Here is a 24,483-nt window from a genome sequence, read left to right as displayed (position 1 = left end):
AGCGCCAAGTGTAGCAAAAGGACCGCCGGATGAGTCAGGTATTAGAGAATTTGTTGTCGTTATTAAAACTGGAAACTATTGAATTAGGACTGTATCGGGGACAAAGCCAGGACTTAGGCTTTAAAGCCGTTTTTGGTGGCCAGGTAATGGGTCAGGCGTTATCGGCAGCCAAGGAAACCCTGGACGGAGAGCGCAAAGTACATTCATTTCATTCTTATTTTCTAAGGCCTGGCGATGCAGCAAAACCGATAGTGTATGAGGTTGAAAACATCAGGGATGGTAAAAGTTTCAGTACCCGCCGGGTTAGCGCTATTCAGTATGGCAAACCTATTTTTTATATGACGGCATCCTTTCAGACTGAAGAGCAGGGCTTTAGTCATTATGATCCGATGCCGGAAGTGCCGGGGCCGGACGAACTGGTGTCTGATCTGGCATTTTATCAGCAACACGCCTCGCTTATTCCGGAGAGTTTACGCAGCAAGTTTATTTGTGAGAAACCAATTGAAATGCGGCCGGTCGACTTTCAGAATCCGTTTCAGCCCCAGATCAGTGCGCCGAAACGCTATGTCTGGTTTAAGGCCAATGGCAATATGCCAGACGATATCCGGGTGCATAAATACCTGCTGGCCTATGCTTCAGATTTTAACTTTCTGCCGACGGCGCTGCAGCCCCATGGTGCCTCATTTATGGCCGCCAATATGCAGGTAGCGACCATTGACCATGCCATGTGGTTTCATCAGGACTTCCGGTTTGATGACTGGTTGCTGTATGCGGTAGACAGCCCGCGGGCCAGCGGCGGCCGGGGCCTGGTACGGGGGCAATTCTTCAATCGCAGTGGCGAACTGGTTGCATCAACCATCCAGGAAGGGGTGATTCGTCAGTACGCCAGCGCCCGTTAGCTCTCAGGGCCACGCCCGTTAAGAAGAAGCTTGCTGCGGCATAATGCTTTGCAGGCTTTGCAGTATATCGTTGCGAAGCAGGGTATTCACAATCTGGGTCAGCTGTTCCAGCCGGTCACTACTACATACCTGATTACTGTTGTTAGTATGGCTGATTCCAGCCTCTTTTAAGGCATTGATTAAGGTGGTAAATAACCCCTTATCATAGTATTCCGGTGCAATGATGCCGTGCAGTTGAAGTAAGCGTTGTGCCAGTTGATGGCTACATTTTTCAAGATCAGAACGGCTCAGCGGCCCCTGTGTCTGTACCAGGTTCAGCACTATGGCATAACGCTGCAGGGTATCTTCGGCGTTATGGGCCAGTAAGCTTAATCGATAGTAATGGCGGCTTTGCTGCGCCGGCGCACAATAGTTGTCGTCATTGCGTTCAATCAGACCCTGTTCAGTCATAAATTGCAGTAGTGCCTGACAATAGGTATGCAGTGAGCTGACGTATAAAAATAACTCTGCCCGCAACAACGGATATAACTGCTCAATATAACTGAGTAACTGCTGACCACTGATGCTGCGATGATGTAGCACGGCAGATGCCAGTAATGATGGCAGCATAAATAAATGCAGCACGTTGTTGCGGTAATAGCTGGCTAACACACTATGCTCATCACTGAGGCTAATCAGCTCACCGAAACCATCGGTGTTGCTTTGCACTTTTTGTAAGGCCACGGCATGGTTAATCAGGTCATCTGCAGCGCCTTCCGGAAAACTAACATGCGGATGATATGGCACCTGGCGTTGTAAACTAAGATATAAATCAAGCTGCTGAGTCAGCTCTTCCCGGGTCATAATATGTTTGTCTGTTGCCAGTATGCTCAGTGCAATCAGATTAGTGGCATTCAGTGCTGCTGCCTGATTAATATGCTGCATTATCTGATTAGCCAGCTTGGCTACCAGTGGGTTAAGCCAGTTTGGTTTCTGCACTTCCAGCGGATTAATATGGTTTTTCCAGTCGCTTACCTGCTGGCTCAAATACTGATTAAGCAAAATAGGTTCACCAAAATTAACATAACCATAGCCATAGTCGCGTAAATTCCGAATGGCTTTCAGCACGCCGCCGATAGATTCTTTTTTCTTACCCTGTCCCTGCAGCTCATTGACATAAGTACTGACTTCCATCACATGTTCATAGCCCAGATAAACTGGCACCAGAGTTACCGGTCGCTCAATACCCCGCAACATCGACTGCACGGTCATTGCCAGCATACCGGTTTTCGGTTGCAGCAGCCGGCCCGTGCGGCTGCGGCCTCCTTCTGAATAGTATTTAACGGCGTAGCCTTTACTGAACAACTGGCTCAGATACTCGCGAAATACCGCTGAATATAATTTGTTGCCACTAAAACTACGCCGGATAAAAAACGCACCACCGCGGCGGAAAATAGTACCGGCTGGCCAGAAATTTAAATTTATCCCTGCAGCGATATGGGGCGGCACCAGACCCTGATGATAAATAACATAACTGAGCAACAGGTAATCCATATGACTGCGATGGCAGGGCACGTAAACTATTTCGTGACCCTTTTGCGCCAGATCACGCAACATGTCGGCATTATTAATTTTTATGCCACTGTACAGCTTTTTCCAGAGCCAGCTCAGCACCCTGTCGCCGACCCGGAGTGTCGACTCACGATAATCGGCAGCAATTTCCTGCAGCAATTTATGGGCTTCATTGCGGGCGACGTTAACCGATATTTTTTTGCTGCGGGCTTCATCTTCAATCGCTTGTTTTAATGCCGGCGAGGCCAGTAATGCATTAAACAGCTGGCTGCGATTAACCAGCTTCGGCCCGGTTGCTGCCAGTTTCTGCCGGTAAAAGTGAAAACGCGACATTCTCAGCAGTTTACGGGCCGTATCGGTTTTATCACCAAACTGCGCGGCCATCTGGTTAAGCGCTACTGCGCGACTTAACCGGACCAGGGTGTGGCGGCCGGACACCAGCACAATTAATAATTTAGCCAGCCAGTGTGGCGCATTGGCTTCACCAAGTAACCACTTAATACTGTTTTCTTTGCCTGGCGCCCGGCCCCACAGAATAGCAACCGGCACCAGCTGGGCATTCAGCTCCGGATTGGCCAGATGCAATTGCAACAGTTGCTGGCCCTGCTCAAGCGCGTGGGTTTTTGCTCTGCCACCAATAACACTGTGTGGCTTTACCAGAAATAGAGTGCGGGACAGTTGCTGACCAGACAGTGAAACCGGGCTCAGCGGATCAGGTAGCGCCAGTTTCTGACACACCCGCCGCAAGGTAGCCAGATCACTGGCCGATTCGGTGTGGCAAACGTAAAAAACAGGCCGGTTCAGATCCAGTGCCAGCTCATTAACGGCATCATCTGGCACGACTTTAAACTTTACCAGCAGCCGCAGCGGCCATTTCAATAAGACAGTAAACAACGATAACAGAGAAAACATAGCAATACCGGCTGTGAAACACAGACTTACAAGAATATCACGGAAGCGGTTGCTGGCAAATTTGCCGTGCTGACAAAAATTTGGCAATTTTCAAAAGGCTGTATATACTCACAGTACTAACTGTATAGGTAGCCAGCATTATGAGACCACTTACGCCTCGTCAGGCAGAGATTTTGCAACTTATTAAAGATTATCAGGCTGAAACCGGCATGCCGCCTACCCGGGCTGAAATAGCCAGTCAGCTGGGTTTTAAATCGGCAAATGCAGCTGAAGAACACTTAAAAGCGCTGGCAAAAAAAGGCGTGCTGACCATGATGCCAGGTACCTCGCGTGGCATTCGCTTACTGGAAGATGAGCATGAGCCCGAGCAACTGGGTTTACCTTTAATTGGTAAAGTGGCCGCAGGGCAGCCGATACTGGCAGCAGAACATGTGCAGAATCATTACAAAGTGGATGCTCATTTATTTAAACCGCACGCTGATTTTTTACTGAAAGTTCAGGGTATGAGTATGCAGGATATTGGCATTCTGGATGGTGATTTGCTCGCCGTTCATAAAACATCTCAGGCCCAGCCCGGCCAGGTTATTGTTGCCAGAGTAGACGAAGATGTCACGGTGAAGCGCTTTCAACGCGATGGCCATCAGGTGTTACTGCATCCGGAAAATAAAGATTTCAGTGTGATTAAAGTTGACCTGCGTCAGCAACAGTTTGCCATTGAAGGTTTAGCTGTTGGGGTAATTCGCAATGGAAGTTGGTTATAAAAAACCATTAGCTCAATAAGTTAATTGTTAATAAAGGCGCTGGTATGACCTGTTGGTTTTGCCGGCGCTTTTGTTATTTAGGGGTTTACACTGGCGTTGATTTGGATGATTCTTAGGCAAAGGTTGCTGAAAAAATATCAGTTGCCAATTTGGGTTACTGCGCGGGCAGTTCAAATTTAAAAAAACTATAACAATAATAAACTAAAGAAACGTCATACATAGGTTCGGGGGCTAGCGGTATTCACCGTATTTTCTATCGGTATTCGCCGTGTATTACTGTGTACAGGTTTCTGCGGTTTGCTTTGCAAATGACAGAGGAGAAGTACAGTGGCGAAGACGCGTAGTATACGTTGGTCGCTGCCGACCTTGCTTTTAGCCGCATCGGCTAATGCAGCAGCCATGCCTTTAAATATGACTAAAGGTGTAACGGAGATCAGTCAGGAGGTTTATAGCCTGCACATGCTGATTTTCTGGATTTGCTGTGTTATCGGCGCAGTGGTGTTCGGGATAATGTTTGTTTCTATCCTGCTACACCGAAAATCGCGGGGCGTGCAGCCGGCTCAATTTCATGAAAGTACCAAAATAGAAATTCTTTGGACCGCTATTCCGGTCGTAATCTTAATTGGTATGGCTATACCTGCTTCCAAAACCCTGATCGCCATGGATGATACCTCTGCAGCTGATGTTACTGTGCAGATCACCGGCTCGCAGTGGAAATGGCACTACAAGTATCTTGGTAGTGATCTGGAATACTTCTCGGTACTGGCCACCCCTCGTGAGCAAATCAGTAACCGTTTTGCCAAAGGCGAAAATTATCTGTTGGAAGTTGACCGGCCACTGGTTATTCCTACCGGTCAGAAAATCCGCTTTTTAATGACCTCTGATGATGTTATTCACTCCTGGTGGGTACCGGCGTTTGCAATTAAAAAAGACGCTAATCCCGGCTTTATCAATGAAGCATGGACCCGGGTAGATGAGCCCGGTATTTATCGCGGCCAGTGCGCTGAGCTTTGTGGTAAAGACCATGCCTATATGCCGGTTGTAGTAATCGCCAAAAGCCCGGAAGACTATGCAGCCTGGAAACTGGCCGAAGAAACCCGGATAGCAGAGGCAAAAGCTGCTGAACGGGAACTGCTGGCGATGAACATGGATATGACCGAGTTAATGGCCAACGGTGAGAGAACCTATATCGCTTACTGTGCCGCTTGCCATCAGCCTAACGGGGCCGGTTTGCCCGGTATTTTCCCCTCTCTGGCAGGCAGCGAACTTATCCTGACTGATAAAACTGCACATATTGATATCGTGCTAAACGGTAAAAGTGGTACTGCAATGCAGGCGTTTGGCCGTCAGTTAACCTTAAAAGAATTAGCATCTGTCCTGACTTATACCCGTAATGCCTGGGGTAACGATACCGGTGATGCCGTGCAGGCTGCCGATGTGTATAAAGTGCAGCAGGGTGAGGGAGAATAATCATGTCTGTAGTAATTACCGAACCAAATGATCATGAACATGAGCATCATGAACACGACCACCATGATCACAAACCTAAGGGTATAACGCGCTGGTTATACACCACCAACCATAAAGATATCGGCACCATGTATCTGGTGTTCGCGTTAATTATGTTCTTTATTGGTGGGGCAATGGCAATGGTTATCCGGCTGGAACTGTTTCAGCCAGGTATGCAATTTGTTGAACCGCATTTTTTTAATCAGATGACCACGGTACATGGCCTGATTATGGTCTTCGGCGCGGTAATGCCGGCCTTCACCGGCCTGGCTAACTGGATGATTCCAATGATGATTGGTGCGCCTGACATGGCGTTGCCGCGAATGAACAACTGGAGCTTCTGGATCCTGCCGTTTGCGTTTCTGATTTTACTGTTATCACTATTTATGCCGGGTGGCGGCCCCAGCTTTGGCTGGACGTTCTATGCCCCGCTTTCTACGACCTACAGTGGTGACAGTACCGCGTTGTTTGTGTTCTCTGTTCACATTATGGGTATATCGTCCATTATGGGCGCAATCAATGTGATTGTAACCATCTGGAATATGCGGGCGCCGGGCATGACCTGGATGAAAATGCCACTATTTGTCTGGACCTGGTTTATTACCGCGTTTCTGCTGATTATGGTCATGCCGGTACTGGCCGGGGTGGTCACCATGGTATTAACTGATAAATACTTTGGCACCAGCTTCTTTGATGCGGCAGGTGGCGGTGATCCTGTGTTGTTCCAGCATATTTTCTGGTTCTTCGGTCACCCTGAAGTCTACATTATGATCCTGCCGGCATTTGGTATTGTCTCGGCCATTATTCCGACGTTTGCCCGCAAAAGGCTGTTTGGTTATGCCTCTATGGTCTATGCCACCGCCAGTATCGCGATATTGTCGTTTCTGGTCTGGGCGCACCATATGTTTACCACTGGTATGCCGGTGTTTGCGACGTTGTTCTTTATGTATGCCACCATGCTGATAGCCGTGCCTACCGGCGTTAAAGTGTTCAACTGGGTGGCAACGATGTGGCGTGGTGCCATGACCTTCGAAGTGCCGATGATGTTTGCCCTGGCCTTTATCGTGCTGTTTACTATCGGTGGCTTTTCCGGCCTGATGCTGGCGATAACGCCCGCCGACTTCCAGTATCACGATACTTATTTTGTAGTGGCGCATTTTCACTATGTGCTGGTTACCGGTGCCATTTTCTCAATAGTGGCTGCGGTATATTACTGGTTACCGAAATGGACCGGTAATATGTATGACGAAACCCTGGGCCAGTGGCATTTCTGGTGTTCATTAATTTCGGTTAACATGTTGTTCTTCCCCATGCATTTTGTCGGCCTTGCGGGCATGCCCCGCCGGATCCCGGACTATGCACTGCAGTTTGCCGATTTTAATGCCTTTATCAGTATCGGCGGTTTCCTGTTTGGTTTGTCGCAGTTAATTTTTGTCTGGGTGCTGATTAAGTGCGCCCGTGGCGGAGTTAAGGCAACGGATCAGGTATGGGAAGGCGCTGAAGGCCTGGAATGGGAAGTGCCGTCACCGGCGCCATACCATACCTTTGAAACGCCACCGGTAATTAAGTAAGGAGTCGGCCATGGCGCAGAACAAACCGTTAATAGGCAAACTGCTGTTGGTTACCCTGGCAATGTTTGGTTTTGGTTTCGCGCTGGTGCCGCTTTACGACGTATTTTGTGATTTAACCGGTATTAATGGCAAAACCGCGGCGGTAGCAGCAACAGGCGACAATGCCATTGTTGATACCAGCCGTGAAATTACCATTGAGTTTCTGGCGCGGCCTAATAAAGACATGCCGTGGGTGTTTAAACCTGAAGTGCATAGCATGAAGGTGCACCCAGGCGAAATCCATATTATGAATTATCTGGCAGAGAACCCGACCGGTCGGATGATCGTCGGCCAGGCTGTGCCGTCGGTATCGCCGGGTCAGGCCGCATTATATTTTAATAAAATTGAGTGTTTTTGCTTTAGTCAGCAACAGCTGGCGGGCGGCAAAAACATGCTGATGCCGTTACAGTTTTATGTGGATCCGGCGTTGCCGGCACAATTTAATACTATAACCCTGAATTACACCTTATACGATGTCACTCAGGCATGGGCAGCGCAGCAACCACAACAAGATAATATTGGGGAATAACATGACAACAAAAACCTACGAAAAATATTATGTTCCCGCCCAGAGCCCCTGGCCGATAGTGGGGGCCATCGCCCTGTTCTGTATTGCCTTTGGCGCTGGTCACTTCGTTATTGATATCAGCAACCAGCAAAGTGGTTTTGGCGGTTATTTGTTGCTGGCAGGCTTTGCGATACTGGTATTTATGCTGGTTGGCTGGTTCCGGAATGTGATTGATGAATCGATGAGTGGCTTATACAGCAACCAGATGGACCGGTCGTTCCGTCAGGGAATGAGTTGGTTTATCGTTTCTGAAGTGATGTTTTTTATGGCATTTTTCGGGGCGTTATTTTACGGCCGGATGATAGCCATGCAGTGGCTTGGCGGCTCCAGTAACAATGCGATGACGTTTGAACTGCTCTGGCCAGATTTTGAACCGGTATGGCCATTAGTGAAAACCCCGGGTGGCATTGAAACACAAGCGATGCCCTGGACAGGTTTGCCGCTGATTAACACCGCTATTCTGATTGTTTCATCAGTCACCCTGCATTTTGCCCACACCGGACTGGAGCAGCAAAAGCGCGGCCAGTTAAAGCTGATGCTGTTACTGACCCTGTTATTAGGCGCGACTTTCCTGGGGTTGCAGGTATATGAATATATTCACGCTTATCAGGACCTGGGCCTGCGTCTGGATTCCGGCTTTTACGGTAACACCTTCTTCCTGCTTACCGGCTTTCATGGTTTGCACGTTACCCTTGGCGCGATAATCCTGCTGTTTGTGTTTTTCCGGGTGTTAAAGGGGCATTTCACCCCTGAGAAGCACTTTGCCTTTCAGGCTGCAGCCTGGTACTGGCACTTTGTTGATGTGGTCTGGATTTGTCTGTTCGTTATTGTCTATATCCTGTAACAACAAGGGTTAGTAAGGTCTGGGGTTGGGCGTGATCCAACCCAGGGCCATCGCCAGCAACAGAAGAAGCAGTACCAGTACCGAATAGAATACCCGGCGCCCGAGAAATCGAGACATTTGTTTTTGTTCCGGATCGTTACGCAGCATAACAATGCCGGCCCGGAACAGGTTGAACACAATAAATAGTAGTAATGCAATGATAACAAGCTTAAGCAACATCCTTTCTGATCTCCGGTTGGCAAATTATGCGGGTTAAAATATTTGGCCGCTATTTTGGTATTCACAAGGTGTGGTTGCTGATTACTGTGACGGCTTTTATTATTTTAAGCAAGCTTGGCTACTGGCAGTTACAGCGCGCAGAAGAAAAAGCGATTCAGCTTAGTCAGCTTGAGCAACTGCAACAGCAGGGCGCACTGAACTGGCAACAGCTGGCTGTACTGACAAAAGCGCAGGCCGACGGCGTAATGTTTGCAGGCGATGGACGCTGGCTTAGGCCCTATGTCTGGTTGCTGGATAACCAGATTGTCGACGGCAAAGTGGGCTACGATGTGATTATTCCGGTGCAGAATACCGAAAAAAGCCGGCCGCTGCTGGTCAACCTGGGTTGGGTAGCCGCCGGTAACAGCCGGGCGGAGCTGCCAGAGCTGGCTATTCCTGAACATTTACAACTGCATGGGTTGATCCGCAGCGAAGTGGGTGGCTTCCGGCTGGGCGCCAATACCGAAGCTGCAGGCTGGCCGCAACGTATTCAGCAACCAGAACTCGAACAAATGGCAGCGCAGTTGCCTGCCAGTTCCTATCCGTTTTTACTGTACCAACAGGGAGCTAGTCCTTTTTTACCTCATTATCAGGCGGTGGTGATGCCACCTGAAAAACATCATGGTTACGCTTTTCAATGGTTTATGCTGGCAATCGCCGTAGTCGCAGTGGCACTTGCTGCTGCAAGGCGCAGCGGGAGAGAAAATGAACAAGAATAAATTTATGCTGCTGTTTGTTATATGTTGTGTGTTACCGCTGGCGGCAGCCAAGCTGGTGCTGGAGATGGGCTGGTTTAATCCCGGTTCATCCAGTAAAGGGGTGTGGCTTGAGCAGGAAATTTTTCTGCTGGATGATATCAGCGGTCAGAAAAAACACTGGCGTATCGTCTTGCTGGCTGACACTCCCTGTCAGCAGCAATGTCAGAATGCATTGCATACCGTTAAACAGCTGTATATTGGTCTGGGCCGCAAGCAGGAGCAGGTGCAGCCGGTTGTGGTCGGCTCGTTAACTGAACCGGACGCTTATCCGATGTTTATTCAGCAGCAGGCTGAAATTAACGATGTAGCGTTACTGCAGCAGCAAATATTGCTGGTTGATCAGAAAGGCCTGGTCCTGCTCAGCTATCCGATGCCTGAGCTGGAGGCTGAGATGGCAGCAGTAGCCCGCAATATCCGCTACGACTTATTAAAGCTGATAAATTACGACAGGACCAGCGTATGACCAGACATAAGAAGTTGGTGTCTATTACCTTACTGCTGACCATGGTAGTGATTATTTATGGTGCTTTTACCCGCTTAACCGATGCTGGCCTGGGATGTCCGGACTGGCCAGGCTGTTATGGCTTTCTGAAAGTACCTGAAAAGCCCGAAAGCATAGCGCTGGCTGCGCAGGCATTCCCGGACCGGCCGTTAGAGCCACATAAAGCCTGGAATGAAATGATCCATCGCTATCTGGCAGGCACTTTAGGCTTACTAATCGCTGCCATATTTATTTCCAGTTTAGTTAGTAAAGCACGCCAGCCCCGTGCTTTGCCCACCGTGTTACTGTTGCTGGTGATATGTCAGGCGGCATTAGGTGCCTGGACCGTAACAATGAGTTTACTGCCGATAGTGGTGCTGGCGCATTTGCTTGGCGGCTTTACGCTGTATTGTTTACTGGCGCTTTACTGGATGCAGCTGACACCCGAATGGCGGGTTACCGAACCTGGTCTGGCAAGGCTCAAGCCGTTGGCAATCGTCGCTGCTGTCGTTGTTATGGTACAAATTGGCCTTGGTGGCTGGACTGCAGCAAATTACGCGGCGCTGGCCTGTATTGAGTTGCCAGTCTGCGAAGCGGGCTGGATGAGTCGGCTGGCACTGGACGAAGCCTTTGATCTACATCTGGGTTACAGTGATTATGAATATGGCGTAATGTCCGCTGAGGCCCGCCAGACGGTGCATGTTTTTCACCGGATTGGTGCTTTTATTACCCTTGGCGTGGTCGGCTGGTTTGCCATTAGTCTGTATCGGCAGGCGCAAACGACAATAATGCAGAACTTTGCGTTAGCGCTCGGCGTGGTATTGCTATTGCAATTTGTGCTGGGTCTGTTAAATGTAGTGCTGCATTTGCCACTGATTAATGCGGTAGCGCATAATTTTGTCGGGGCGAATTTACTTATGATCACGGTGGTGGTGCTGTATCAGCTCTACCGAACCGCGGGCAGGGAGGCGTAAATGGCAACAATAATGGCAACACGACATGGTATTTCCCGCTGGCGTGACTATCTGGAATTAACCAAGCCAAAAGTGGTAGCCCTGCTGGTATTAACGGCCTGGGTTGGCATGATGCTGGCCTCCCCCGGCTTACCGGATGTAGCAGTAGTGATATTGGCAACACTTGGTATTGGCTTATTATCAGGTGCTGCTGCCGCTTTGAATCATGTGGTCGATCAGCGAATTGATGCGCAAATGGCCCGTACTCACAGCCGGCCGGTGGCCAAAGGCAGAGTGAGTTCGCAGCAGGCAGTCGCATTTGCCTGCGCGCTGGCCGCGACCGGTTTTGTGTTGTTATATGTTGGGGTTAATCCGCTGACTGCCTGGCTGACCTTGCTCAGTCTGTTTGGCTATGCGGTGGTTTACACCATGTTTTTAAAACGTGCTACTCCCCAGAATATTGTGATTGGTGGCCTTGCCGGTGCCATGCCGCCGTTACTGGGCTGGACAGCGGTAACCGGTGAAATTCATGGTTATGCCTTGTTGCTGGTAATGATCATCTTTGCCTGGACGCCGCCGCACTTCTGGGCCCTGGCTATTCACCGGCGTGATGACTACGCTAAGGTCAGTATGCCGATGCTGCCGGTAACCCATGGCATTGAGTACACCAAAAGCGCCATTTTATTGTATACCGTGCTGCTGTGCCTGGTTTGTCTGCTGCCTTACATTGTTGGCATGACAGGGGCAGTGTATCTGCTGGGCAGTACCTTGCTTAATTTGCGGTTTTTACAGTATGCCTGGAAATTAAAATTTAATGCCGACCCGAAAACAGCAATGGCCACCTTTAAGTTTTCAATTGTCCATTTAATGGTGCTGTTTTTAGTGCTGCTGCTTGATCACTATTTTAAGGTATCCCCTTTTTATGTTTCGTAATGTGATTGTATTAATACTGTCAGCTGCGGCTGTGGTTGCCGGGGTTATGTTGTATCTGCTGTGGCAACATCAGCCGTTGCCAGAACAAGCGCTGGTTTATCCGCAGCCGCGAAATTTATCTGAATTTAAGCTGATTGATCAGGACAATACTGCCCGCAGCCGCGCCGATTTAATGGATAAGTGGACGCTGGCCTTTGTCGGCTATACTTTTTGCCCGGATATTTGTCCGCTAACCCTGGCCAAGCTGGCCGGTGTTCGGGATGAACTGGCTGCTGGCGTCGACAAACCATTGCAAATCTGGTTTATTTCGGTTGACCCAAAACGGGATACCCCGGCGCAATTGAAGCAATATGTTGACTACTTTAAGCAGCCTGCGCTGAGTGGTTTAACCGCCGGCCATGATCAGCTGTTCCCGTTCGTGCGGGAGCTGGGATTAATGTATGCAATGAGCAGCACTACCGAGCAGGACTATCTGGTGGATCATAGTGCCTCCGTCGTGCTGATTAACCCGCAGGGGCAGGTTGCCGCCATTTTTAAACCCGAAATGCTGCCTGGCGAAGTGCCACTGGTAAACCGCGAGCAGTTACTCAGTGATTTTCCGCTGGTGTTAAATCAGCTGCAAAATGACTAATCAGCAGGAGCAGCAGATGGTGGCTCTGGCAGCGCTGCTGCATTAAGCTGACTAATATTTTTGATGCACCAGTACAAACCGTAAAGACTGAATGTCACCAGCCAGGTCAGAATAAACCGGACCATCGGTTCCGGGAAACGCTTGTTATGACGATACGTTTCAATCGGCAGCAGCCACAGCGCAGCACAGAGTATGCATAGCATAAAATAGACTGCCAGCAGCAAGAACATGACTTTCCCACTACCATTGGAAGAGTTCGGGACGACGTCACTAACGGCATCATGTTGAAAAATGTTCAGGTTCAGGTCGTTACGGGCTTTGTTTACAGCGTCAATATAATCAGCACGCTGCTCGGGCAGAATGTGGTCAGTAAGACTCTTATATTGATAACTCAGGGTTAGGATCTGGCGGCTCTTGTCAAATTGCAGCTGGCTCTGGTAGTGAAAAAAAGCGTTGTGTTCTTTCACCTGCTCATCGTCAAATTGCCAGTCAATATCATTGAGTTCAACGGTAATTGTCTGGCTAATATTTACCGGATGGCTAAGGACCACAGGCTGGGTGCGGTTGGCGGCAATTTCGGGAGTCTGCAGATAACTGCTGATACCATTACTATAAAAGTTTGCCTCTAACCTACCGGGTTCGGCTGGATCTGCCTGCCAGAAATCTGTTATCTGATAAAATTCGTTGACCGTAATGCTGCCTGTGGCGGCATCGTCAGTTTTGCTTATGGGTTCTGCAAGAGTAATCGTGGGGTAATATCTGCTGTAGAACTGCACATAACCGTCTGCTTTCTGGCTGATGCTGTTGCTGGCAAACTGCGAACGGGAACGCTCAGCATCCAGCCCACTGTAAACCGTACTTACGCTGTACTCAGCAGGGGCAGTCAGTGCGTCCGGCAGGCGGAAATGCTCGTTAATCATCACCTCAGTGTATTCAGTCGCTGAGCTCATGGCTGTCAGTTCAGTGCTGGCAGGAGTCAGTTCCAGGGCGTAGCCGTAATCTGGCTGATACAGGGTGTCCAGTGGACCAGCCTGAAAACTGCGGGTCGGATCCAGCCAGTAGCTTTTGCCATTAAAATCCAGTTTAACAATAGCATGATCAAATACGCCCGCCGACGGCAGCCGCTCTGTTATAGTTGCGTTAAGATCAGTATTCACCAACACTGGCACGGCCTGGTGGCCAAGCTGACGCAATATGCTGACCAGCAATACACTTTTATCTTTACAATCGCCATAGCGTTGCTGCAACACCTTAGCTGCGCTGGCTGGTTTATGGGAGCTCTGCCCCAGCTCAATTCCAAGATAGCGAATTTCTGTCTGTACAAACTTCAGTGCCGCTGCAATTTGTTGCTCTGGGGCCGGATAATCGCGCTGCAACCTGGCCACCTGAGCAGCAACCGCAGGACTGTCATCAATTGCCGGTTCAAACAACGCCGAGCCCCAGCGGGCTATGTCTTGCCACTCTGGGCTGTTACTCAGCGATAAACTATTATAAGGCGAATACCAGTCAGGCGTATCATCCTCATGTTTGACTGGCGCCACATTGTGCTGAACCAGAGCATAGGTAGTCGTATCAGCTTCAGTACGTATTTGCAGCGGTATAGCTTGTTTGCTGAACTTAAAAACCAGCGGCTCTGGACGTTGCCACAGCAGGCGCCAATGCTGCTGCTGAAGCGGTACAGTCCAGTTTAAACGCTGGCTGGTATTAAAGCGGTCAGCAAACACCGGGTTACTGCCTGTTAGGCTGTAGCTATATTCGATAATATCGCCAACCCGAACATCTGGTAAAACAATATTCAGTGCAGTCTCACCATGATAAAGCAGTTTCTCTAAATCCTGCTCAGTCTGAACTAATGTTATCCGCGCTTGAGGATACCGGTTAATAGTTGTGCCATCGCGAATGATATTAAGCTGATGCAGCGCCACTTGCTGATAAGCCGGATCATAATAAATACTTATTTGTCCTGCTTTTTCAAGGCCTTTGCTGCTGGTAACCAGGCTGGCATAATGTTCAAAAATCTGCTGCTCGCCGGTGGCTGGCACCTGCAACTGGGTATCCGCAAGCAAATAATATATACCGTTGCTAATATCTTGCTCAGGCACGTTGCTGCTCAAAACAGGCTGCAGCGCTACTACCCAGTTTGGTAAAGGGCTCTGATTAACCTGAGCAGCACTATCCAGGGTTATCAGCAGGCTCAGCATGGCGATTATTTTTGATAACTGCTTCACAAAAAATCCATTTTTCTATCAATAAACTGTTTTTATATCAGCAATCATCAGCTCGTGCTAATTATTTAACCATGGCTGCGAATACCAGTAAAAATAGCCTTTTTTCCCCAGGGACGGGGCGGTGCAGTTATAGCGGCTGCGGCCATGGTTGAGCGGTTTGCTGGCAGTGACTTCAAAGGTATTGTCAGTCAGCCATTTGGGTTCCAGTGCTTCGGGACCGGCGTAACAACGTAACTGATTGCGCAGAAAGTCAGTAACGTTAAGCCTTAAACGCAGCGTAGGTGGATTATCACTGATTTGCTGATTTGCCGACAGGTAGTCAGTAATATCGAACGCCAGCGTGCGTAGTTTCTGTGCCAGGTTAGCAAGGTCGGCATACTGGCCCGCTGCCGGGTAGCGGGGTATCCGGGTAAGCAGGGTCGAATGACCGATAGCACCGGATTGCTGACCAATACCAACAAAGCCCAGCTTTTCAATCAGCGTTTCAAGCTTATTATTAAATTCGCCGTACGGATAAGCCAGCCATTGATGGTTCTGGCCGGTTTCCTGTTTGATCCGTTGTTCGGCGCTCAGAATATTCTGTTCAATCCGGGCCAGCCAGTCAGCTTCTGTTTCACCGGGTTCGAGCCGGGTCATATGCTCGTGGTTCATGGCATGGTTGGCTACCAGCACGCCGTCAGCTGCCATTTGTCTTACCTGGTCCCAGCTAAGCACCGGGCCCACCCGGTTGTCGATACTGCCGGGGCTGATAAAAATAGTATAAGGGTAGCCAAACTCCATCAGGATTGGATGGGCTGTGGTGTAGTTATTTTCAAAGCTATCATCAAAGGTGATAACGACAGCATTATCGGCTATCGGTTTGCCCTGTTTAAGTTGAGCTATCAGCTCATCAAGGCCGATCACGGCAAAGTTGTTATCTTGCAGATATTGCAGATGCTGGCGGAATTCATCGGCTGTTACGCTGCTGACCCGAGGTGTATCAGCGGCAACATGATGATAAATCAGCATTACCGCCGCCTGAACCGGCGACAATAAACTATAAAGAACAGAAAGAATAACTATCAGACGCATAATACCCCCGGTAACTAACATTCGCCCGGGGGTTATATCACAGTCAAGCCCGGGCTTAATAGTATGAGTGTTCACCGCGCTGGTGTTCGGTAATGTCACGAACGCCGTTTAATTCGCCACTGAACCGGGCCAGCAGTTCTTTTTCAATCCCTTCTTTTAATGTCAAATCAACCTGTGAACAGCCGTTGCAGCCACCGCCGAATTGCAACACAGCCACGCCATCATCAGTTAATTCCATCACCGAGACCCGGCCACCGTGATTAGCCAGCTGTGGGTTAATTTCGGCATCAATAACATACTGTACCCGCTCCATCAGCGGAGCATTGTCATTCACCTTGCGCACTTTGGCGTTCGGCGCTTTTAACGTAAGCTGTGAACCCATCTGATCGGTGACAAAATCGATTTCGGCGTCCACTAAAAAAGGTTTGCTCTCGGCATCAACGACCGCATTAAAACCATTAAATTCGATTTGAATGTCGCTGTCTTCAATGGCGTCTGCCGGACAGTAAGATACGCCGCACTCCGCCTGAGCCGTGCCAGGGTTAACAACAAATACCCGGATGCTGGTACCGGCAGCTTGTTTTTCCAGCAGCTTTGCAAAATGGGCTTGCGCCTGTTCTGAAATAGAAATCATCTTAGTACCTGACTAAATTACTAGGTTAATGGCTATCATACTCCGAGTCCGGCGCTGATGCCAGCCCTGCTTGAGTTTTGCTGTTGTTTCTGGCTAACTGGGCGCGCAAAAAAATTAAAGGAAACAGGCATGAAACTGAGTGTAATAGTTTTTTTCGCACTCTGGGCCAATTTGGCACAGGCGCAGTATTTTAATGAGCCGGTAGACACCAGTCTACCGTCACCCCAGCAAATCCTTGGCCACCCTGTAGGCGACTGGCATGCCCGGCATGACCAGATCCAGCGTTATTTTGAACAACTGGCCAGTCAGTCAGACAAAGCCATGTTAGAAGTCATCGGCTACAGTCACGAACAACGGCCGCTATTGCAACTGGTTATTTCATCGCCCGAAAATTTACGCCGGCTGGACGACATACGCCAGCAGCATCTTGACCAGGCGAAACGGGAAAAAACCATCGCCAGCGATGCGCCAGTTGTAATCTGGCTGGGTTACGGCGTGCATGGTAACGAGTCCAGCGCCGCCAATGCTGCGCTGGTGCTGGCACATTATTTAACCGCTGTTAAAACAGAAGAAGTCGCCGCCTGGCTGAGCCGAGCCGTTATTTTAATTCAGCCAAGCCTGAATCCGGATGGCCACGATCGGTTTGCGTTATGGGCCAATATGCATAAGGGTGCCAAGCCTGTTGCCGATCCGCAGCACCGGGAGCATATCGAGCCCTGGCCAAATGGCCGGCCAAATCACTACTGGTTCGATTTAAACCGCGATTGGTTGTTACTGCAGCATCCGGAAAGCCGGGCGCGGATTGCCCAGTTTCAGCAGTGGCTGCCGAATGTGGTTGGCGACTTTCACGAGATGGGCACCAACAGCAGCTATTTTTTTCAGCCCGGCATTCCCAGCCGCAATTATCCGCTGACCCCAAAACGCAACTTTGACATAACGGCGGCAATGGCAGAATTTCATGCCGCAGCCTTTGATGAGCGCAAGCAGCTTTATTATAGTGAAGAGAGCTTTGATGATTTCTATATTGGCAAAGGCTCCACCTATCCGGATGTTAACGGCAGTGTTGGCATCCTGTTTGAGCAGGCCAGCAGCCGCGGCCACCTGCAGGAATCAATCAATGGCCTGCTGAGTTTCAGAGACACCATTCACAATCAGTTTACTGCTTCACTGTCGACCATCAGAGGGGCAGTAGCTAAACGGCAGCAACTATTAGCTTATCAGCAAGAGTTCTATCAAACAGCACTGGCTCAGGCGAAAACTGATAAAATCAAAGGTTTTATGCTGACCGATGATGGCGATCAAAGCCGGTTGCAGGCGCTGCTCGACTTGTTACAGCGGCACCATATAGCCGTTTATCCGTTAGATCGTGACTGGCAGGATGATGATATTAAGTATCAGGCCGGGAAAAGCTTCTTTGTGCCACTGCAACAGGCGCAATACCGTTTAATTAAAGCGGCATTCTCTACTGAGAAAAATTTCGAAGATAATACCTTCTATGACGTTTCCAGCTGGACCTTACCCTATGCTTTTAATATTGAATTTAAAGCAGTAAACCGCGAGCCGGGCAGGGCACTGGCCAATACCCAATGGCAGGCGATACCACAATTGAAACAGCCGTTAGCGGCCGGCGCTTATGCCTATGTGTTCAGCTGGCAGGATCAGCAGGCACCACTATTGCTGCAGGCATTATTGGCTGAAGACGTGGTAGTACGATCAGCACTGCATAGCTTCAGCGCGCTGACCAGTGACAGCACGGTGCAGTTTGCCGCGGGCAGTATGCTGATTGCTGCCGGGCTGCAGCAGCGGCAGGACTGGTTTGAACATCTGCAACAGCTGCAACAGCAATATCCGGTGAAAGTGCATGCAATACACAGTGGCCTGACCCCGGATGGCAGCGATTTAGGCAGCCACAACTTCGCCGTTATCAGCAAACCTGAAGTACTGCTGATTGCCGGGCCAGGGGTAAGCTCTACCGAAGCCGGTGAAGTGTGGTACAACCTCGAGCGGCTGGCCGGCATCTCGCCGAGTATGGTGGAGCCTGAACGTTTAAGCCGGATTAATTTACAGCGTTATACCCACATTATTCTTGCCGATGGTAATTACCGGCAATGGCAGGACAGCCAGATCAGCCAGCTGAAACAGTGGACTGAACAGGGCGGCGTGCTTTGGGGACATAAAGACGGTGCAGCCTGGCTGGCTAAGGCAGGCTTGTTGCAGACTGGGGTATGGCAAGGTAAGGAAATGAAGCAGCTTATTCCGCAACAGGATTTAAGTTACGCAGACAGAGAAGCTTTGGCCGCCAAACAGCGGATTGCTGGTGCTATTTTCAGTGCCGAGCTTGATTTAAGCCATCCGTTAACCTTTGGTGTGCCCCGTGCCCGCTTACCACTATTTAAAAACGATATTATGCTGCTGCAACCAAGTAGCTCGCCTTTTGTTAATGTGGCGTTATACAGTGCAAATCCGCATTTGGCCGGTTACACCGCTACTGAATATGTACCAAAAATTGCTCAGGGCGCAGCAATTGTTGCCCACAATCTGGGCCGGGGCCGGGTTATTGCGATGACAGACAATCCGGTATTCCGGGGTTACTTTTATGGCTCCAGCCGTATTCTGATCAACGCAATGTTTCTGGGAAACAGTTTTAACGCGCCGATTCAGGCAGAGTAACCCGGCGCCGGGGTTACCGTCAGCGTCCAGACACTGACAGTGCTGACCCCGGCCCGGCGTAACAGTCTGGTCAGGGCGTTGGCGGTAGCACCAGTGGTAATGACATCATCTACCAGGGCAATGTGAGACGGCAGTTGCTGCGCCAGTGGCGTTAAACTGAATGAACGATGCAGATTGCGCAACCGCTGCCGCCGGTTAAGGCCACGCTGGCTGTGGCTGGCAGATTTAGAAAATAATGCCAGCACCGGTAGCTGTAACTGTTGCCCTAACGCCTCTGCCAGAAGCTGGGCCTGATTAAAACCGCGCCGGCGTTGTTTGCGCCAATGCAGCGGCACAAATGTCAGGGCCTGCGGTAGCGGCATATTGTTGTTGCAACAGCAACTGAGTAATAAACACATTTGCTGCAGCAACAGCTGACCTGCTGCTAAATCTGTGGCGTATTTCCAACGTGGTATCCAGTGCTGATAGGGTTGCTGGTAGTGTGCCAGACAGAGCAGGCGATCGAATTTCGCGCCTTGCAGGCCCCGGGCAATTGCTGGCAACAACAATAAATTGTGGTGACACAGCTGATATGGCAGTATCGGCAACGCTTGCTGACAGTAGCGACAAAGTTGTTGTTCAGGCTCAGTCCGCGGTAAACTGCACCACATACACTGAGCCGGTAGTAAAAACTGCCAGCAGCGACGAAACAGAACAGTAAGCATTCCAATCATAAAATTAACATTGTAGAAACACAAAGGTAGCATGGCAGAGATTAGCAAAACTGACAAACCTGTTTTGGTGCTGCTGCATGGCTGGGGCGTAAATCAGGGTGTCTGGCAGACGATTCTGGCTGATATTTCGCCCTCTGTGCAGGTTATAACCCCGGACATTCCTGGTTTTGGCCGGGCACAACAATTACCGCAACCCTGCAATTTTGACACTGTGCTTTCAGAGCTGGCCAGCCAGATCCCAGCGAACAGCCTTGTATGTGGCTGGTCGTTGGGCGGCCTACTGGCGATTGCGCTGGCTGAGCGTTATCCGGCAAAAGTGCAACAATTGGCGCTGGTAGCGGCAACGCCCTGTTTTTTACAACAAGCGGGCTGGCCGGGCATGAAAGCCGCGGTGATGCAGCAGTTTGCCCAGTCATTACAGCGTGATCTATCCCAGACTGTCAGCCGTTTTTTAGCCATTCAGGCCATGGGTTCGGCTACCGCGAAAAGTGATGCTGTGCTACTTAAGCAGGCAATAGCCGCTTATCCGCAGGCCAGTAAGGCGGCGTTGAGCGCAGGGCTGGAATTTCTGAGCAGTCAGGACTTGCGTCGCAGCTTTGCGGCACTAAACCAACCTGTGGTTGGCTGTTTTGGTGCCCTGGATTCTCTGGTGCCCGTTGCCGTTGTCAGCGAATTACAAAAATTACAACCAAACGCCGACCTGAGCGTGCTGGCTAAAGCATCGCATGCCCCTTTTATATCCCACCGGGCAGAGTTTCTGGCTTGGTTGAATAACTGGCTGCTGACCATCGGCTGATAACAATCGGCTGGCTATAATAAGGGCTGACAGCTAATCATCTTTCCTTTTGCTCTATTTTGGTTAATAATTAAGCATTATTTAAGTGTCAGGAGGTGATGATGGAGATTCAATCAGCATTTAATGCCGGTTTGCAGGGATTCCAGCGTGCTTCAGCCGGGGTAACAGAAGCAACGGTTAATATTAACCGCCAGACAACAGCCAACCGCGATCAGGTTGCGGCTGCTGAAACTGACGTACGTCAGGCTGATGCGCCTGAACAAAACCGGCCTACACAATCACAACCGCCGTCAGTAGAACAAAGCCTGGTGCAACTTACCAACGAGTCCCGGACTGCTGAAGCAAATGTGCGGAGTATTCAGGCCGCTGACGAAGCACTTGGCACTATTATCGATGTCCGGGTGTAAGCTAAATGCAGATCACGTCCTATTATCCTAACGTCAGTATCAACACGGCTAACCCGCCTACCGAGTTAGCCCGGCGTGATATGCAACGGCGGGAACTGGTGGAACCGGTTCGGGAAATGGATAAAGGCAAGCCAGAACGCGCTGTTGCAACTGACGAAAAAGGCCGTAGCAGTAATACTGCCGGTTCAGTCAGCAGTTATGACGCCAGTGGTAAATCAACGGAAACCCAGCAGGCGGTTGAAGGCCGGTCTGAGCAGGCGCAGGACGATAACCAACAGCAACAGCAGAATGAGGCTGAACAACGGCAGCAACAGGCTGAGCAACAGGAAATTAGAGAGCTGCAGAGCCGGGATCAGGAAGTTCGCAGCCATGAGCAAGCGCATGCCAGCATTGGCGGGCGTTATGCCGGTGCCCCCAACTACAGTTATGAATTGGGGCCAGATGGGCGCCAGTATGCGGTAGCTGGCGAGGTGCAGATTGATATTGCGCCGGTTGCCGGTGATCCACAGGCGACCATTCAGAAGATGCAGCAGGTAAAGGCTGCCGCCTTAGCGCCGGCAGAGCCTTCGTCGGCTGACCGGCGGATTGCCGCTGAAGCCGGCCAGCGTTTATTACAGGCGCAAGCTGAACTGGTGGCTGAGAAAACAGCACCGGCCCAGACAAAACCTGTTGCCGGCAGTGAAACCGCATCGCAGGCGGGCGCCGCAATCGACGACTCGCAAATTCGCTATGATAGTGAAACAATCAGCCAGGCCGGCACTGCAGCCGGTTTGGTTTTTCCCGAACTGGATACCCTGGCGCAAATGCAGCAACGCAGTCAGGTGATCAGCCGGTTTTACCAGCTGGCCACTGAACCAGCGCAGCGACCGCTGCGCCAACAAGCCTGACTCATTATCTGGTTTAATATTTCCTCTCTTTTTTGTACTGCACTATTTTTTGAATTTGGCCAGTGCCTCAGCAAAAGCATTGCCCATAGCAGCATTAGCCGGCTCAGCTTTGGCAGGCTTTGGCGCCGGCCGCTGGCTTTTGGCGCCAGCTGAGCTGGTGGCTTTTGCTAACGTGTTGCCGGAAGATTTCGGCTGAGGTTGTTCGTCCAGCCGCATGGTCAGCGCAATCCGCTTGCGGTTAATATCCACTTCTAACACTTTTACTTTAACGATATCGCCCGCTTTTACCACCTGATGCGGATCGCTGACAAATTTGTCGGTCAGTGACGAAATGTGAACCAGACCATCCTGATGTACCCCTATATCAACAAAGGCACCAAAATTAGTGACATTGGTAATAACACCTTCGAGCAGCATGCCGGGTTTCAGATCCTGCAGGGTTTCCACGCCATCTTTAAAGCTGGCTGTTTTAAACTCAGGCCGCGGGTCACGGCCGGGCTTATCCAACTCCTTTAAAATATCGCTGATGGTCGGTAAACCAAAATGGTTATCAACAAAGTCTGCCGGATTGATACTGTTTAAAAAGCTGCTATTCCCTATAACAGCACTGACAGGTTGGCTGGCTGTTTTCAGGATCTTTTCAACCAGCGGGTAGGCTTCAGGGTGCACTGCCGAGGCATCCAGCGGATTGCTACCGTTGTTAATCCGTAAAAATCCGGCAGCTTGTTCATAAGCTTTCGGTCCCAGCCGTGGTACCTTTAACAGCTCTTTGCGCTCGTTAAAGCGGCCATGTTCATCCCGGTATTGCACAATATTCTGAGCCAGGGTTTTATTTAGGCCTGCTACCCGGGCCAGCAAGGCCGCAGAAGCAGTGTTTAAATCGACACCCACTGCAGTAACGCAGTCTTCGACCACGGCATCCAGCGAGCGGGTCAGCAAACTCTGGTTAACGTCATGCTGATACTGGCCAACACCAATGGCTTTAGGTTCAATTTTCACCAGCTCGGCCAATGGGTCCTGTAAACGCCGGCCAATAGATACGGCACCGCGCAACGACACATCCAGGTTAGGAAACTCCTGCGCCGCCAGCTCAGAAGCTGAATAAATTGAAGCACCAGCCTCTGAAACCATCACTTTACTCAACGTATCACTACTAGCTGCTTTGATAACATCGCCAGCCAGTTTGTCTGTTTCACGGGAGGCGGTGCCATTGCCGATAGCAATTAATTCAATTTTATGTTGCTGGCATAACTGACTAAGCGTACGGACTGATTTATCCCACAAATTTTGCGGCGCGTGCGGGAAAATGGTGGTGTGGGTTAACAGCTTACCGGTTTCATCTATCACTGCACATTTAACCCCGGTTCTCAGGCCGGGATCCAGCGCCAGGGTGCGGCGCATGCCGGCAGGGGCCGCCATAAGCAGATCAGCCATATTGCGGGCAAATACTTTTATGGCCTCCAGTTCAGCGCGCTCACGCAGCTCACTTAATAAGTCATTTTCCAGATGTAAATGCAGTTTTACTTTCCAGGTCCATTGCACCACTGTCCGTAAAAAAGCATCAGCAGGGCGTTGCTGCTGGCGGATATCAAAGTGGTCGGCCACCATTTGCTCGCATAGTGCATGAGCATTCGCTTCGTCGCTGTCAGGCAGTAACTGCAATTGCAGCACACCTTCATTGCGACCACGAAACATGGCCAGCGCGCGGTGTGACGGAATGTTTTTCCATTGTTCGGTATGGCTGAAATAATCGCGGAATTTGGCTCCTTCCTGTTCTTTACCGCTGACAACCGTGCTTTTTAATACCGAATCCCGGCTAAGCTTCGCGCGCAGCCGGGCAAGCAGGGTGGCGTCCTCGGCGAAACGCTCCATCAAAATAAACTTAACGCCGTCGAGCACGGCTTTAGTGTCGGCAAAGCCGGCATCGGCATTGATAAACGCAACAGCTTGTTGTTCAGGATCGAGGTCTGGGTTAGCCAGAATAACATCAGCTAAAGGGGCCAGACCCGCCTCAATTGCCATCTGACCTTTAGTGCGTCGTTTGGCTTTGTAGGGCAGGTATAAATCTTCCAGCCGGGTTTTATTGTCTGCCGCAAGAATATCGCGCTCCAGCTCAGAACTAAGCTTACCTTGCTCAGCAATAGTTTTTAAAATAACCTGACGTCGCTCTTCCAGTTCGCGCAGGTAATTAAGTCGTTGATCAAGTAAACGCAATTGCGTATCGTCCAGCGCACCGGTGGCTTCTTTGCGGTAACGGGCAATAAAGGGCACAGTCGCACCTTCATCTAACAAGGCTATGGCGGCAGCAACCTGTTCCGGCCTGGCGGCAATTTCACTGGCTATTTGTTTTACAATCATTGACATAACTATAGGATCCTTCGACTTTGCGGCCCCTGTGGCAGGCAAAGT

General features: G+C 50.2%; 22 protein-coding genes. 15 read left to right on the top strand and 7 right to left on the bottom strand.

Annotated elements, in window-relative coordinates; all coding sequences use genetic code 11:
• Positions 1 to 29: 29 nt before the first annotated feature.
• Positions 30 to 899 (top strand): acyl-CoA thioesterase II, encoded by an 870-nt coding sequence (gene tesB / locus R3187_RS16645; protein WP_318968187.1) that lies wholly within the window; start codon positions 30 to 32, stop codon positions 897 to 899.
• Positions 900 to 917: 18 nt separating this feature from the next.
• Here the strand turns inward: tesB and plsB are convergent, their stop codons facing one another.
• Entirely contained in the window at positions 918 to 3,362 is a 2,445-nt protein-coding gene (gene plsB, locus R3187_RS16640) for a glycerol-3-phosphate 1-O-acyltransferase PlsB (RefSeq protein WP_318968186.1), read from the bottom strand.
• Positions 3,363 to 3,502: 140 nt separating this feature from the next.
• Between plsB and lexA the strand changes: the two genes are divergently transcribed.
• The 5 genes from lexA to R3187_RS16615 all read left to right on the top strand — a co-directional run bounded on the left by lexA (position 3,503) and on the right by R3187_RS16615 (position 8,654).
• Positions 3,503 to 4,123, top strand: coding sequence for a transcriptional repressor LexA (gene lexA, locus R3187_RS16635; RefSeq protein ID WP_318968185.1), 621 nt, complete (start codon positions 3,503 to 3,505; stop codon positions 4,121 to 4,123).
• Positions 4,124 to 4,522: 399 nt separating this feature from the next.
• Positions 4,523 to 5,593, top strand: coding sequence for a cytochrome c oxidase subunit II (coxB, locus tag R3187_RS16630; protein ID WP_318968184.1), 1,071 nt, complete (start codon positions 4,523 to 4,525; stop codon positions 5,591 to 5,593).
• 2 nt (positions 5,594 to 5,595) lie between these two features.
• Positions 5,596 to 7,203: a cytochrome c oxidase subunit I gene (gene ctaD / locus R3187_RS16625; protein WP_318968183.1), complete on the top strand. Its 1,608-nt coding sequence runs from the start codon at positions 5,596 to 5,598 to the stop codon at positions 7,201 to 7,203.
• Between the two features lie 10 nt (positions 7,204 to 7,213).
• Entirely contained in the window at positions 7,214 to 7,771 is a 558-nt protein-coding gene (locus R3187_RS16620; protein WP_318968182.1) for a cytochrome c oxidase assembly protein, read from the top strand.
• Between the two features lies 1 nt (position 7,772).
• Entirely contained in the window at positions 7,773 to 8,654 is an 882-nt protein-coding gene (locus R3187_RS16615; RefSeq protein ID WP_318968181.1) for a cytochrome c oxidase subunit 3, read from the top strand.
• Between the two features lie 9 nt (positions 8,655 to 8,663).
• Here the strand turns inward: R3187_RS16615 and R3187_RS16610 are convergent, their stop codons facing one another.
• The gene (locus R3187_RS16610; RefSeq protein WP_318968180.1) at positions 8,664 to 8,873 is read right to left on the bottom strand and encodes a DUF2909 domain-containing protein; all 210 of its coding nucleotides are present in this window, start codon (positions 8,871 to 8,873) and stop codon (positions 8,664 to 8,666) included.
• Between the two features lie 26 nt (positions 8,874 to 8,899).
• On the opposite strand from R3187_RS16610, the gene R3187_RS16605 reads away from it, so the two are divergent.
• The 5 genes from R3187_RS16605 to R3187_RS16585 are packed head-to-tail and all read left to right on the top strand — an operon-like array spanning position 8,900 to position 12,668.
• Positions 8,900 to 9,631: an SURF1 family protein gene (locus R3187_RS16605; protein WP_318968179.1), complete on the top strand. Its 732-nt coding sequence runs from the start codon at positions 8,900 to 8,902 to the stop codon at positions 9,629 to 9,631.
• On the top strand, positions 9,618 to 10,133 hold the full coding sequence (locus R3187_RS16600) for a hypothetical protein (protein WP_318968178.1): 516 nt from the start codon (positions 9,618 to 9,620) through the stop codon (positions 10,131 to 10,133). Before R3187_RS16605 ends, R3187_RS16600 begins: the two co-directional genes overlap by 14 nt.
• Positions 10,130 to 11,125: a COX15/CtaA family protein gene (locus R3187_RS16595; RefSeq protein ID WP_318968177.1), complete on the top strand. Its 996-nt coding sequence runs from the start codon at positions 10,130 to 10,132 to the stop codon at positions 11,123 to 11,125. The genes R3187_RS16600 and R3187_RS16595 overlap by 4 nt, the downstream gene beginning before the upstream one ends.
• Positions 11,126 to 12,037, top strand: coding sequence for a heme o synthase (gene cyoE, locus R3187_RS16590; protein ID WP_318968176.1), 912 nt, complete (start codon positions 11,126 to 11,128; stop codon positions 12,035 to 12,037).
• Complete coding sequence (locus tag R3187_RS16585; protein WP_318968175.1) at positions 12,027 to 12,668, top strand: SCO family protein; 642 nt, start codon at positions 12,027 to 12,029, stop codon at positions 12,666 to 12,668. Before cyoE ends, R3187_RS16585 begins: the two co-directional genes overlap by 11 nt.
• On the opposite strand, the gene R3187_RS16580 is transcribed toward R3187_RS16585, so the two are convergent.
• Genes R3187_RS16580 through nfuA form a run of 3 tightly spaced genes read right to left on the bottom strand, consistent with a single transcriptional unit; the run spans position 12,665 to position 16,601 of the window.
• Positions 12,665 to 14,896: a DUF3857 domain-containing transglutaminase family protein gene (locus R3187_RS16580; RefSeq protein WP_318968174.1), complete on the bottom strand. Its 2,232-nt coding sequence runs from the start codon at positions 14,894 to 14,896 to the stop codon at positions 12,665 to 12,667. The genes R3187_RS16585 and R3187_RS16580 overlap by 4 nt on opposite strands.
• 57 nt (positions 14,897 to 14,953) lie before the next feature.
• Entirely contained in the window at positions 14,954 to 15,967 is a 1,014-nt protein-coding gene (locus R3187_RS16575; protein WP_318968173.1) for a polysaccharide deacetylase family protein, read from the bottom strand.
• Positions 15,968 to 16,022: 55 nt separating this feature from the next.
• Positions 16,023 to 16,601 (bottom strand): Fe-S biogenesis protein NfuA, encoded by a 579-nt coding sequence (nfuA, locus tag R3187_RS16570; RefSeq protein WP_318968172.1) that lies wholly within the window; start codon positions 16,599 to 16,601, stop codon positions 16,023 to 16,025.
• A gap of 129 nt (positions 16,602 to 16,730) precedes the next feature.
• Here nfuA and R3187_RS16565 point away from each other — a divergent pair, with 129 nt between their 5' ends.
• Entirely contained in the window at positions 16,731 to 19,271 is a 2,541-nt protein-coding gene (locus R3187_RS16565; RefSeq protein ID WP_318968171.1) for a M14 family zinc carboxypeptidase, read from the top strand.
• Here the strand turns inward: R3187_RS16565 and R3187_RS16560 are convergent.
• Positions 19,259 to 19,975 carry a ComF family protein gene (locus R3187_RS16560; protein WP_318968170.1) on the bottom strand — a complete coding sequence of 239 codons (717 nt, stop codon included), beginning with the start codon at positions 19,973 to 19,975 and terminating at the stop codon, positions 19,259 to 19,261. The genes R3187_RS16565 and R3187_RS16560 overlap by 13 nt on opposite strands.
• 40 nt (positions 19,976 to 20,015) lie before the next feature.
• On the opposite strand from R3187_RS16560, the gene bioH reads away from it, so the two are divergent.
• The 3 genes from bioH (at position 20,016) to R3187_RS16545 (ending at position 22,074) form a co-directional block, all read left to right on the top strand.
• Positions 20,016 to 20,780 carry a pimeloyl-ACP methyl ester esterase BioH gene (bioH, locus tag R3187_RS16555; protein WP_318968169.1) on the top strand — a complete coding sequence of 255 codons (765 nt, stop codon included), beginning with the start codon at positions 20,016 to 20,018 and terminating at the stop codon, positions 20,778 to 20,780.
• Between the two features lie 98 nt (positions 20,781 to 20,878).
• Positions 20,879 to 21,187 (top strand): excinuclease ATPase subunit, encoded by a 309-nt coding sequence (locus tag R3187_RS16550; protein WP_318968168.1) that lies wholly within the window; start codon positions 20,879 to 20,881, stop codon positions 21,185 to 21,187.
• Between the two features lie 5 nt (positions 21,188 to 21,192).
• On the top strand, positions 21,193 to 22,074 hold the full coding sequence (locus R3187_RS16545; RefSeq protein WP_318968167.1) for a putative metalloprotease CJM1_0395 family protein: 882 nt from the start codon (positions 21,193 to 21,195) through the stop codon (positions 22,072 to 22,074).
• Positions 22,075 to 22,116: 42 nt separating this feature from the next.
• Here R3187_RS16545 and R3187_RS16540 read toward each other — a convergent pair whose 3' ends face one another.
• On the bottom strand, positions 22,117 to 24,438 hold the full coding sequence (locus R3187_RS16540) for a Tex family protein (RefSeq protein WP_318968166.1): 2,322 nt from the start codon (positions 24,436 to 24,438) through the stop codon (positions 22,117 to 22,119).
• Positions 24,439 to 24,483 lie beyond the last annotated feature (45 nt).

Source organism: Arsukibacterium sp. (assembly GCF_033721375.1).
Classification (GTDB): domain Bacteria; phylum Pseudomonadota; class Gammaproteobacteria; order Enterobacterales; family Alteromonadaceae; genus Alishewanella.
Note: the sequence above shows the minus strand (reverse complement) of the source record. Positions and strands in the feature narration are given on the sequence as shown.